Below are 12,097 nucleotides of genomic sequence, written 5' to 3'. Positions count from 1 at the left end.
TAGTGATCGGATCGGTCAGCGCCGCGGCACTGGCATGTCGCCCCGGCTCCAGCCCAGCATGAACAGCAGGGCGCCGGCACGGACCATGGACGGCACATACTGGGCGATCATCAGCAGTGGCGGCGCGGTCATCACGAAAGGCTCCATGACAACGCGGCCGAAATGAATAAAATCCGGCCCCTCGCCACTCTTCTCCCCGAGCGCGGGTACGCTGAATTCCTCGACGCGCTTGCCGGTGACCACATTGGTGATCCAGGCGAACACGCCGGAGGGCACCGGCTCGCCCACATGTTCGGGTCCATAGGGGCTGCACAGGGCGCCATCGGTGGAGGCGACGCAGTATTTCACCTTGTCGAACACCGCCACCTTGTCCGGGCCGGTCGGCGCATCGTCGAGATGGCCGCGATAGCGCAGGATGTTGAGCACGCTTTCCAGGCCGACCTCGGTATCCTGGTCCGAGCCGCCGCCGAATTCGAGCGTGCAGGACTTGATGCCTTTGGCCATGGCGCTGGAGCAGAGATTGCCGGGATTATGACGATTGATCATCACCGGCATATGTCCCGCCGAAGCGGTCATATCGAGATTGCCGTAGTCGTAGGCAAAGACCGTACGCCGCATCGGCGTGCCGGAATGCAGGTCGATGATGGCGTCGACGCGTTCGAACAGGGCCGTCATCAGCGCATGCGCCAGTTGGTCCGACACCAGGCCGCGCGTGCTGCCGGGGAAGCGGCGATGCAGCTCGACCAGATCGGGATTGTGCCGCGTGCCGCCCTGCAGGCCGAAGGGATTGGCCGCCGGGATGATGATGATGCGGCCGGCGATATCCTTGCGCTCCGCCAGTTGCCCGACCAGATCGTGCAGCGCCAACACACCCAGCGGCTTGTCGCCGATGGTGCCCGAGATCACCGCCGTCGCTGGACCCGGCCGGTCGCCGACGATCTCATGCACATGAATCCGCCAGGGGAATTCATCGACCCGAGTGTCGGGCAGATCAATCGTCCAACGTTTCACCTCGGCCACGCAGACGTCCCTTTCACCACAAGGCAACAGCCAAAACCAGCTTTGCCCGGCTGTTAAAAATATAAGTCGATCGCCGATTTCTGTCTATTTATTTAATCGGTCGATTGCTTAGTTAGAAGTGCAAAAAACAGACGGCACTCACTTCACCCAAGGCTTGTCATAGGGCGTGAGGAACTTGAGGCGCACGGTGTATTTCTTCAGCCGCCAGCCCTGCGGCGTGCGCACATAGTCATCCTCGGTGAGCGCCGACATCCACAGCGCCTTGTTCTCCGTTTCCTGCGTGCAGGGCTCCCACAGCATCCAGGTGGCATGGGCCTTGTCGCCATCCAGCGTGATATGCGGGTTCAGATAATAATGCATGGCGAAGGTCCAGCGGCTCTGACACAGCCGCTGGCAGATCGCTTCTCGTCCCTTGATCGGCGGAACGGCTGGGCTGCCCTGCCACTCCGCATCCTCGGTGAAGGTGACATCCACCATCGGCCGGATGATCGCCTCGATTTCCGCCTCGGACTTCGGCTTGTGATCGTCGGTGAACTTGTCGTCGCAGGCCCAGGCGTAATAGGCCTTGAGCTGGCGGATCGCCTCGAAATCCTCCAGACGGCGGATACGGCTTTCAAGATCGGACATAACGGGACTCCGGCTTCAGGGATGTTGAGCTTCAGGCGACCTTACGCGCTCGACGATAGGTTTCGTTGACGCCGATGGCGGTGACCACGCAATCGTCGAACCGCTTGTCGAGCAGCACCGGGCGTTCCGGCTCGAACATCCAGACCATCGGGACATCCTCAAGCAGGATCCGCTGGATCTCGGAGTAGATCGCCTGACGCTCGGCTTCGACGATGGTCTCGCTGCCTTTGGCGAACAGCTCGTCGATCTTGGGGTTCACATAGCCGGTCGTGTTCGAGAAGGGCACGCCCTTGCGGATGTTGCTCGAAATGAAGAACCGCGCGACGCCCAGCGCCGGATCGCCGAACTGATACGGCAGATTTATGGTCATCTGGAAATCCCAGTTGCCATAGCGCGAGGTCCAGCCGGCGAAATCCACCGATTCGAGCTCGACTTCGACGCCGATCCGCTGCAGGGCCTGCTTGATGTATTCCGCCAGGCGTAGGTAATTGTCGCCCAGTGGCAGACGCAGCAGCGAGATCTTGGTGCGCATTCCGTTGGCGCCCGGCTTCAGGCCCATCTCATCGAGCAGGGCCCGCGCCTTGGCAAGATCGAGATCGTAACGCTTGACCTTATTGTCATAGAACCGCGTCCGGCTGTTGATCGGACCGGTGGCTTCCCGGCCCAGGCCGAAGAAGATCGAGTCGCGCACAAACTTCTTGTCGATGGCGTAGTTGATTGCCTGGCGGAAACGTTTGTCGTCGAACGGAGCGATACGGTTATTGAGTTCGATGCGAACAACCGGGCCATAGAACTCGAAGCCACGATTGATCTTCTGCAAATGCGGTAGATCCTGCAGGCGGATGGCATCCAGCGGTTCAAGATCAACCGACTGGACCTGATTGATCTTCTTCTGCTCCACCGCCACCGCGCGCGAAGCGGCATCCGGGATAATATGGAAGTAGATCTCGTCCAGATTCGGCTGATCTTTGATGTAATAGTCGGTGTTTTTCACCAGCTTGATGAATGCGCCCTTGCGCCATTCCTCCAGCTTGAACGGGCCCGTGCCTACCGGCTTGGCGTTGTTCGGGTTGGTGCGGAAATTGGTGCCCTTATAGAGATGCGCCGGAACGATCGGCGTGGTCGACATCTCGAAAGCGATCATGAAAGGCGCGAACGGGGTCTTCAGGTGGAAGCGCACCGTCAGCGGATCAAGCGCCTCGATCACATCGCAATTCTGGAAAATCGCCCGGGCGCGCGGATGCACCTCCATCAGAAAATCCTTGATCGAAAACACCACGTCATCGGCCGTGAAGGGCGCGCCATCATGCCATTTGACGCCTTCCTGCAGCCGGAAGACATAATTCAGGCCGTTTTCGGTGATCTCCCAGGACTTCGCCAGGCTGGGCATCGGCTTGAAATCGAAATCGTAGGTCAGCAGGCTTTCGTAGATCTTGCCGGCCACCAGCTGGGTCGGGCCGTTCTGATCGAGGCCGATAAACAGGGTGGAAGGCTCCGGGAAGGCGATCGCATTGAAAACGCCACCGCTGGGCGCGGCCTGCAGATTGCCAAGCTTCAACGCAAAGACCGAGGTTGCCGTTGCCGCGCCAAGAACTGCACGGCGGGTCATCATGAAATCAGCCATCTTCCCCTCCAGATTCAGCCCACCGGTATGGCGGGCGCGTGTTTGTCCGTTGTCGTAATCCTGTTTTCCCAATCCTGTCCCGGAATCGCGCCGATCAGGCAGCGCGTGTACTCATGCTGCGGCCGCTCGAAGATCGCGACCGAATCCCCGGTTTCCACAATTTTGCCTTTCTGCATCACGATCACCCGGTGGCACATCTGCGAGGCCACGCGCAGGTCATGGGTGATGAACAGCATCGAGATGCCGAATTCGTCGCGAATCTCGCGCAGCAGGTTGAGCACTTGGGCCTGCACCGACACATCCAGCGCCGATACCGCCTCGTCGGCCACCAGCAAGGCCGGCTCCACGGCCAGGGCGCGGGCGATGCCGATGCGCTGGCGCTGGCCGCCAGAGAATTCATGCGGAAAGCGTTCGGCTGCCGCCGCGTCGAGGCCGACGCGCTTGAGCAGGCGATACATGCGGCGCCGGGCCTGATCTTCTGACACGCCATGGGCCAAGGGTCCGGCCATGATGCTTTGTCCGACCCGGTAGCGCGGATTCAGGGAGTCAAACGGATCCTGGAAGATGATCTGGATCTTGCTGCGGTAGGGCCGCATGGCCTGGCGGTCCAGTTTGGCCAGGTCCTGCCCGCGAAACTCGATAACGCCGCTATCGGGCTCGATCAGCCGGATCAGACAGCGGCCGACCGTCGACTTGCCAGACCCGCTCTCCCCCACAAGCCCGACCGTCTCGCCATGCCCGATGTCGAAGCTGACATCGTCCACGGCTTTCACCGTTGCTGCTGGCTGGAAGAAGCTGCCCTTGCCGCCATAGCGTTTGTTCAGATTGCGGACACTCAGCAGCGGCTGGTCGCTGTGCTGCTCCAGGATATCCTTGCGGAAATGCGGCACGGCAGCGATCAGGGTGCGGGTATAGGCGTGCTGCGGGTTATACAGAACCTCTTGCGCCGTGCCGATTTCAACAATGCGGCCATTCTGCATCACGGCAACCCGGTCGGCGATATCGGCCACCACGCCGAAGTCATGGGTGATGAACATCACGCCCATGCCGCGGCTGCGCTGGATATCGCGGATCAGCGTCAGGATCTGCGCCTGGGTGGTGACATCCAGCGCCGTGGTCGGCTCGTCGGCGATCAGAATCTGCGGTTCCAGTGCCAGCGCCATGGCGATGACGACGCGCTGGCGCTGACCGCCCGACAGGCGGAAGGGATGACGATGGCGCAGGGTTTCCGGGTCGGGCAGACCGACCGCGCGCAGCAGCTCCAGCACGCGCGCCGGCCGCTCGGCCGCTGGCACGTCATGGGCCTCAAGCACCTCTTCGATCTGCCTGCCGATACGCATCACCGGATTGAGGGCCGACATCGGCTCCTGGAAGATCATGCCGATATCGGCGCCGCGGATCTGGCGCAGGGATTCTTCCGGCAGCCGCAAAAGATCGGTGCCCTTGAACAGGACCTGGCCGGAACGCAGCTTGACGCCGCTTTCCGGCAGCAGGCCCATCACCGCAGAGGCCGTTATCGACTTGCCCGAGCCGGATTCGCCGACGATGCAGAGAATTTCCCCGGCCCGGACCTCGAAGCCGACATCCTCGACCGCATTCAACCGGTCGCCGGCATTGGACAGGCCGATGGTGAGGTTCTGGACCGAAAGCAGCGTCTCACCCATCGCCATCACCGCTTGTTGGTCTGGCGCGGGTTGAGCATGTCGTTCAGTCCCTGCCCGACGATATTGAGCATCAGGACGACCAGGAAGATCACCAGGCCGGGAAAGAAACTCATCCACCAGGCCTGGCGGATCACTGAACGCGAAACGCCGATCATGTAGCCCCAGCTCATCATGTTGGGGTCGCCCAGGCCAAGAAAGCTGATCGCGGCCTCGGCCAGGATGGCAGTGGCCACCATCAGCGTGCCCATGGTCACCACCGGCGAGATGGTGTTCGGCAGGATCTGGCGGAAGATGATCCGGCGGTCGCTCTCGCCCAGCGCAATGGCGGCCTGCACGAATTCACGGTTGCGCAGGCTGGAGAACTGTCCGCGCACCAGCCGGGCGATCGGCGGCCAGGTCACAATCGCGATGGCAAGAATGATGGAATAGATCGACGGCCGCAGGATCGCGACCATCACCAGGGTAAAAATGAAGGTTGGGATGGTCTGGAAGAATTCGGTGATGCGCATCAGCAGGTCATCAGCCCAGCCACCGTAATAACCGGCAACGGCACCCAGCACGACACCGACCAGCAGGGAGCAGACGGTGGAGACCAGACCCACGATAAGCGATACGCGCGCGCCATAGGCCAGGCCGGCGGCGATGTCGCGCCCCAGCATGTCGGTGCCAAGCGGGTAACTCATATTGGTGAAAGGCGGCAGGAACGGCCGCGTCACCATCTGCCACGGATCCTGTTCGTAGAGAACCGGCGCAAAAATGGCGACGAGGACGACCGCGGCCAGCAGTACCAGGCCGACAATCGTCCCGACCCGGCTGAGGAAATACCTGAGCGCGACAATGTTCATGCCACGGCTCCGATACGCGGATCGGCGAAGCGATAGATCGCATCGGTAATCATGTTGAAAATAATGACCATCAGCGAGGTCACCAGGAAAACGCCGAGCAGAACCGCGTAATCACGCTGCAGCAGGGCATCGAAAGCCAGCCGGCCGATACCTGGCCAGGCGAAGACCGTCTCGGTCAACACCGCACCACCGACCAGCTGTCCGGCCTGTATGCCGGCGAAGGTGATGACCGGCAGCACCGCGTTGCGCAGGATATGGCGCGTGATGATCGGCCCGCGTCGCATGCCCTTGGCCTTGGCGGTGCGCACGAAGTCAAGGTCCTTCACTTCCAGCACCGAGGAGCGCGTCAGCCGCGCGTAAATGGCAACGTAGAACAGACCCAGCGTTCCGGCCGGCAGGATCAGATGCGAGATGATGTCGAGCGCGCGCTTCCAGCCGGTATAACCCGCGCCGATGCTTTCCATGCCATTGGCCGGCAGCCAGTCGAGCCAGACGGAAAACAGCATGATGGCCAGCAGGCTGAGCCAGAACAGTGGTACGGCATAAAACAGCAGCGCCAGCAGCGTCACAACGCCATCCAGCAGTTTGCCCACCTTCAGCGCAGCCAGTACACCCAGGCTGACACCGACCAGGATCGCGAAGACAAAGGCCGTGAGGGTCAATATCAGCGTCGCCGGCAAACGTTCGAGGATCAGGGTCAGCACCGGTTCGTGCTGACGGTAGGAATAGCCGAGATCGAGCTGTATCACGCCGAGGAAATAGCGGCCTATCTGTTCGTACAACGGCTTGTCGAGGCCGAATTGCTCGCGCAGCTGCGCCACGAACATCGCATCGGCCACACCGGCCTCGCCCGCCATCACTTCGGCGGGGTCACCGGGCGCCATGCGGATCAGAATGAAATTGAGGAGGATGATGACCGCGAGTACGGCTATGCCCTTCAGGATTCGAACGCCGGCATAACCAAGAATCCGCATCCCCAACACCCCCGCACGCTATCGCTGTCTTGTTCCGTCCCGGATTGCCCGTGTGCCGCAGGACGATCTTTAATCACTCGATTAATGTTGCATTTTTAAAACAAACACGCAGTTTTGTCCACGATTAATAGACACAGCCTGCGGGCTGTCTGCGCTCGCCGATCCACCACTCATAAGCGCAGGCGTCTTGGCATCGCACACAGTCACAGACAGCCGCGCGACATGCCGTAGCGGCAATGCTCGCACCATGCGATGCCCGGCGCGCGTCAGATCTTGCCGCCGCCCAGGGCATTCACCAGCGCGCGCCAGACCTCGAAGGTTTCGGCATTGCGCTGCTCGTCGACCGGAATCTGCCGCACGGAAGTCTGCTCCATCACCAGCTTCGATGCCGGATCGACATAGATCATCTGGCCGCGAATACCGCGCAGCGAAAACATACGACGTTCGCGGTTCGGCACGATCCAGGTCTGGAAACCATAGGCCTTGCCGGCCTGCTGCGGCTGCGGGGAAGCCACGCCTTCCGCCGGCAACGTCGTCGCTTCCTTCACCCAGGCCTCAGGGATGATCTGCTCGCCATTCCAGTTGCCGTCATGGGCGAGCAGACGGCCGAAACGTGCATAATCGCGCGCCGTGGCATTGATCCCGGCATAGGCGATTTCATGGCCATAGACGTCGGTCTGCCATGTGGCATCGGATTCACAACCGATCTTGTGCCAGATCCTGTCGGTCAGATAATCCGACAGATGCCGGCCGGTGACGTTGCGCAGCACCACGCCTAGCAGCGCCGTATCGATGCCGGCGTAATTGAACACCTTGCCCGGCGGGTTGGCCATCTGGCTGAAGGCGAGCAGCAGGCGGTTGCGGTTGACCACGCGCGAGCCCATCAGCTGCGCATTGCGGAACTCGCCGAGATTGTCGCGCCCCCCGTAATCTTCCGAGAAGTCGAGGCCCGAGGCCATCTGCAGGGCGGCGCGCACCGGAATGTCACCGATGGCGCCGGCGCCCAATGCCGGCTCGTATTGCTTGATCGGCTTGTCGATGTCGATCAGCCCTTCGCCTACCGCGATGCCGACCAGCATGGCGGTCACGGTCTTGGCCATCGACATCGAGGTGAAGCGATGACGGTCGTTGCGGGCGTAGCGGTAGCGCTCGTAGAGGATCTTGTCGCCCTGGGCGACGATGAAGGAGGTGACCGGGTTGTGGGTGAAATAATCCTCCAGGCCGCGGGGCTTACCCTCATGCTGGTAGGTGATCGGCGGCAGTGCGGCGCGTGCAAAATTCCAGGGCTCGGCCGCCCGATGGATCACATGATGGGGATAAATCTGGTCGTAATGGCTGTAGGAGCCGACAATGAACGCAGGCTGGGATTCGGTGTAGAAATTGCCGACCGGGTAATTGAGCGCCTGTCCGTTGCGCTCGGCCTCGAAGCCCGCGGTATCGAAAATCGGTGTCATCCACGCCCCTCTAATCAATCAGTCGATTAGTTTCCGTATCATCTGAAGAGAGACGGCGGCAAATTGCAATGCCCTTATCTCTCCCGCGCAGCGGCCGGGTTTGGCCTCCCGGCAGCGGTCCCAAAGCGGGCGAGGCGGGCGGATTCGGCAGTATCTTGCTCAAAATTCTGCACAATTTGACCGCAGCCTGTCCGACGCAAAGCGGGCCGGAGCCCGCCAGGCCAGTTACGGCCCGGAAAAATATTGCTCCGGGAACCGGAAAACCGCCTCAGAGATAGGGCGGCGTGCAGGCGCTGACGACCTCGCAGGGCTCGGTGCCGATATTGCGGAACCGGTGCAGCAGGCGGCTGTCGAACAGATAGGCGTCGCCCGGCTGCAGGATGCGCACCTGATCGCCCACCGTCACCTCGATGCTGCCCGAGAGCACGATGCCGCCTTCATGGGAGGTATGCTCCAGCATGCTTTCGCCGGTATCCGCACCGGGCTCGTAGCGCTCCTGCAGTATCTGCAGGTTATGGGCATGCGCATCGCCGACCTGGCGCAGAATCACGCGTCCCACCTTGTCTTTCATGGTGCCGTGGATATGCGAGGTCAGGTCGAGGAAGTCGCCCGGACCGAAGAAAACCTTCTCGGCATTCTTCTGGCTGTCTTCGTTGAAAAAGTCGGCCAGCGTCATCGACAGGCCATCCAGGATCTTGCGCAAGCTGGCCACGGAAGGGCTGCTCTTGTTCCGCTCCACCATGGCGATCTGGCCATTCGGCACCCCCGCCCGCAGCGCCAGCTCGCGCTGCGACAGGCCGGCGGCCGTGCGCAGATCCCGCAGCCGGCCGCCAACATCGAACTCGCTGGCCGGTTCTTTCGCGGTGGCTTCGCTCGACACTGTCGCCCTCCTTGCCTGATTACCCATGCATGGCCTCTTGCTCAAGATATTGAGCAGTGCCATATTGCCCGCTCCATCATGGCCTGACAATCCCGGAAAGGAAATCCGATGGCTACGGCCCCCTCGCTTGCCACCCGCCAGTCCAGCGCTGTTCCCCGCGGCATCGCCACCAAGGCGCTCTACGCCGCCCGCGCGGAAAATGCCGAACTCTGGGACGTGGACGGCAAGCGCTATATCGATTTCGCCGCCGGCATTGCCGTGCTGAACACCGGCCACCGCCATCCTGCCGTGATCCAGGCGGTGAAAGACCAGGCCGATGCCTTCACCCATACCTGCTTCCATGTGGCGCCCTATGAGAGCTACATCCGGCTGGCCGAACGGCTGAACAGCCTGACGCCGGGCGATCACGCCAAGAAGACCATGTTCGTCACCACCGGCGCCGAAGCCGTGGAGAATGCCGTCAAGGTGGCCCGGGCCCATACCGGCCGCACGGCGGTGATCGCCTTCAGCGGCGCCTTCCATGGCCGCACGATGATGGGCATGGCACTGACCGGCAAGGTGACGCCCTACAAGAAGAATTTCGGTCCCTTCCCGGCCGAGATCTATCATGCGCCCTATCCCAAGCCCTATCACGGCATCAGCACGGCCGATGCGATCAACGCGCTGCAGCAGCTTTTCTTAAGCGACGTCGACCCGGCCCGCGTGGCGGCGATCATCGTCGAACCGGTGCAGGGCGAAGGCGGCTTCTATATCGCCCCGGCAGACTTCCTGCAGGAAATCCGCCGCATCTGCGACGAACACGGCATCCTGATGATCGCCGACGAGATCCAGACCGGCATCGGCCGCACAGGCCGCATGTTCGCGGTCGAGCATGCGGGCGTGGTGCCCGACCTGGTGACCACGGCCAAGGGCCTGGCTGGCGGCTTCCCGCTGGCCGCGCTCACCGGCCGCGCCGAAGTGATGGATGCGGCGCAGCCGGGCGGCCTGGGCGGCACCTATGGCGGCAATCCCATCGGCGTGGCCGCGGCCAATGCCGTGTTGACCGTCATCGAGGACGAGAAGCTCTGCGAGCGTGCCGAGGAGCTGGGCACGCTGATGGCCGACCGCCTGCGCGAGATGGCACGCCGCAACAGCTTTTCCTGTATCGGCGAGGTGCGCAACCTCGGCTCGATGGTGGCGATCGAACTGGTCAAGGACCGCAATACCCGCGAGCCCGATGCAGCGCTGACCAACGCGCTGATCGCCAAGGCGCAGGAAAAGGGCCTGATCCTGCTGTCCTGCGGCGTCAATGCGAACATCATCCGCATCCTGGCGCCACTGACCATTCCAATGGCGCAGGCCAAGGAAGGCCTCGACATCTTCGAGGCCGCGCTGGCCGAAGTCGTCGGCGCCTGATTAAATCGGGCAGCGGCAATCCCGCTGCCCATTTTTCTGTTTTGCACATCCAGGAAGTCAGTCCGATGAACGGTGCCGATCGCCTTTGCGACACGCTGCTTGCCCATGATGTCGATGTCTGCTTTGCCAATCCCGGCACGTCGGAAATGCATTTCGTCGCCGCGCTGGACCGCAAGCCGCAGATGCGCTGCGTGCTCGGCCTGTCCGAAGGCGTGGTGACCGGCGCCGCCGATGGCTATGCCCGCATGGCCGACAAGCCGGCCGCCACCCTGCTGCATCTGGGCCCCGGTCTGGGCAATGGCCTGGCCAATCTGCATAACGCGCGGCGCGCCTTCACGCCGATGATCAATGTGGTGGGCGATCATGCCACCTATCACCTGCATCTGGATGCGCCGCTGACCAGCGATATCGAAAGCATCGCCCGTCCGATGTCGCAATGGGTCGGCCGTATCACCCGGCCCGACGAGGTGGAAAGCCAGACCGTCGCCGCCTATCAGGCCGCGATGACCAAACCCGGTATCGCCACCCTGATCCTGCCCGCCGATGCCGCCTGGGGCGACCTGCCGGCCGCCAAGGTGACCCGCGCCGCCCTGCCGGCGCTGCAGCCGGTGGCACCCGAGGCCATCCGCAAGGCGGCCGCAACCCTGCGCACCAAGGGTGCCCGCACCGCCATCATGATGAGCGGCAAGGCCATGCGTGCCGATGCGCTGGAGATCGCCGGCCGCATCGCGCAGGCTACCGGCGCGCGGCTGCTGACCCAGGGTGCCAATGGCCGTATCGAACGCGGCGGCAATCGCGTGAGTGCGGCCCGCATTCCCTATGTTATCGACGTGGCTGTACCGTTCCTGAAGGAGCTGGACGCCCTGATCCTGATCGGCGCCAAGGAGCCGGTCGCCTTCTTCGCCTATCCCGGCAAGCCCGGCCGCCTGGTGCAGGATCATTGCGAGGTGCTGCCGCTCGCCGGCCCCGAGAATGACCTGAAGCATACGCTGGCCTGGCTGGCCGACGAACTGGGGGCGAAAACGCCGCTGGCAACACCCGCCGCGCAACCGCTCGATCGGCCCGGCAGCGGCAAGCTGACCGTGGAGGCCATCAACCTCGCCATCGCCGCGATGATCCCGGAGAATGCCATCCTCTGCGATGAGTCGATCACGTCGGGCCGCAAGTTCTACGACCTGTCGCAGCAGTCGGCCCCGCATGATTTCCTGGCACTCACCGGCGGCGCCATCGGCATCGGCATTCCGCTGGCCACCGGGGCGGCGATTGCCTGCCCCGACCGCAAGGTGATCGGCCTGCAGGCCGATGGCAGCGGCATGTACACGATCCAGGCGCTGTGGACGCAGGCGCGTGAGAACCTGGATGTGGTTACTGTCGTCTTCGCCAACCGTTCCTACGCCATCCTGCAGGGCGAGATGCGCAATGTCGGCGTCAACGATTTCGGCGAGAATGCCAAACGCATGCTGAACCTCGATGCCCCGAACCTCGACTGGGTTTCGATGGCCCGTGGCCTGGGCGTGACGGCGGCACGCGCCGACAGCGTCGAAACCTTCGTCACGCTGTTCGAGGGCGCCCTGCGCCAGCGCGGCCCGATGCTGATCGAGGCGGTGCTCTGAC

At 62.6% G+C, this 12,097-nt stretch carries 10 protein-coding genes; 2 read left to right on the top strand and 8 right to left on the bottom strand.

From position 1 onward, the window contains the following. Positions 1-15: 15 nt before the first annotated feature. The 8 genes from AC1ROB_RS06165 to AC1ROB_RS06130 form a co-directional block, all read right to left on the bottom strand. On the bottom strand, positions 16-1,020 hold the full coding sequence (locus AC1ROB_RS06165) for a succinylglutamate desuccinylase/aspartoacylase family protein (RefSeq protein ID WP_492972085.1): 1,005 nt from the start codon (positions 1,018-1,020) through the stop codon (positions 16-18). A gap of 138 nt (positions 1,021-1,158) precedes the next feature. After that, positions 1,159-1,647, bottom strand: coding sequence for a nuclear transport factor 2 family protein (locus AC1ROB_RS06160; RefSeq protein ID WP_492972086.1), 489 nt, complete (start codon positions 1,645-1,647; stop codon positions 1,159-1,161). 31 nt (positions 1,648-1,678) lie between these two features. Further along, complete coding sequence (locus tag AC1ROB_RS06155) at positions 1,679-3,271, bottom strand: ABC transporter substrate-binding protein (protein WP_492972087.1); 1,593 nt, start codon at positions 3,269-3,271, stop codon at positions 1,679-1,681. A 14-nt stretch (positions 3,272-3,285) separates the two neighbouring features. Beyond that, on the bottom strand, positions 3,286-4,935 hold the full coding sequence (locus AC1ROB_RS06150) for an ABC transporter ATP-binding protein (RefSeq protein ID WP_492972088.1): 1,650 nt from the start codon (positions 4,933-4,935) through the stop codon (positions 3,286-3,288). 5 nt (positions 4,936-4,940) lie between these two features. Further along, a complete protein-coding gene (locus tag AC1ROB_RS06145) occupies positions 4,941-5,780 on the bottom strand; it encodes an ABC transporter permease (protein ID WP_492972089.1) in 840 nt (279 codons plus the stop codon). Continuing rightward, positions 5,777-6,754 carry an ABC transporter permease gene (locus AC1ROB_RS06140; protein WP_492972090.1) on the bottom strand — a complete coding sequence of 326 codons (978 nt, stop codon included), beginning with the start codon at positions 6,752-6,754 and terminating at the stop codon, positions 5,777-5,779. The genes AC1ROB_RS06145 and AC1ROB_RS06140 overlap by 4 nt, the downstream gene beginning before the upstream one ends. Positions 6,755-7,020: 266 nt before the next feature. After that, a complete protein-coding gene (locus AC1ROB_RS06135) occupies positions 7,021-8,208 on the bottom strand; it encodes a serine hydrolase domain-containing protein (RefSeq protein WP_492972091.1) in 1,188 nt (395 codons plus the stop codon). Positions 8,209-8,476: 268 nt separating this feature from the next. Further along, positions 8,477-9,088 carry a cupin domain-containing protein gene (locus tag AC1ROB_RS06130; RefSeq protein WP_492972092.1) on the bottom strand — a complete coding sequence of 204 codons (612 nt, stop codon included), beginning with the start codon at positions 9,086-9,088 and terminating at the stop codon, positions 8,477-8,479. A gap of 108 nt (positions 9,089-9,196) precedes the next feature. On the opposite strand from AC1ROB_RS06130, the gene gabT reads away from it, so the two are divergent. Then, entirely contained in the window at positions 9,197-10,483 is a 1,287-nt protein-coding gene (gene gabT / locus AC1ROB_RS06125) for a 4-aminobutyrate--2-oxoglutarate transaminase (RefSeq protein WP_492972093.1), read from the top strand. Between the two features lie 65 nt (positions 10,484-10,548). After that, complete coding sequence (locus AC1ROB_RS06120) at positions 10,549-12,096, top strand: acetolactate synthase large subunit (RefSeq protein ID WP_492972094.1); 1,548 nt, start codon at positions 10,549-10,551, stop codon at positions 12,094-12,096. Position 12,097: the final 1 nt, after the last annotated feature.

This window comes from Ferrovibrio sp. GW821-FHT12F09, assembly GCF_058806775.1.
Note: the sequence above shows the minus strand (reverse complement) of the source record. Positions and strands in the feature narration are given on the sequence as shown.

Excerpts from the sequence above, each read along its gene's own strand:
- AC1ROB_RS06120 (WP_492972094.1), top strand. The coding sequence starts at position 10,549 with ATGAACGGTGCCGATCGCCTTTGCGACACGCTGCTTGCCCATGATGTC.
- AC1ROB_RS06160 (WP_492972086.1), bottom strand. The coding sequence starts at position 1,647 with ATGTCCGATCTTGAAAGCCGTATCCGCCGTCTGGAGGATTTCGAGGCG.
- AC1ROB_RS06155 (WP_492972087.1), bottom strand. The coding sequence starts at position 3,271 with ATGGCTGATTTCATGATGACCCGCCGTGCAGTTCTTGGCGCGGCAACG.
- gabT (WP_492972093.1), top strand. The coding sequence starts at position 9,197 with ATGGCTACGGCCCCCTCGCTTGCCACCCGCCAGTCCAGCGCTGTTCCC.
- AC1ROB_RS06150 (WP_492972088.1), bottom strand. The coding sequence starts at position 4,935 with ATGGGTGAGACGCTGCTTTCGGTCCAGAACCTCACCATCGGCCTGTCC.
- AC1ROB_RS06140 (WP_492972090.1), bottom strand. The coding sequence starts at position 6,754 with ATGCGGATTCTTGGTTATGCCGGCGTTCGAATCCTGAAGGGCATAGCC.
- AC1ROB_RS06145 (WP_492972089.1), bottom strand. The coding sequence starts at position 5,780 with ATGAACATTGTCGCGCTCAGGTATTTCCTCAGCCGGGTCGGGACGATT.
- AC1ROB_RS06135 (WP_492972091.1), bottom strand. The coding sequence starts at position 8,208 with ATGACACCGATTTTCGATACCGCGGGCTTCGAGGCCGAGCGCAACGGA.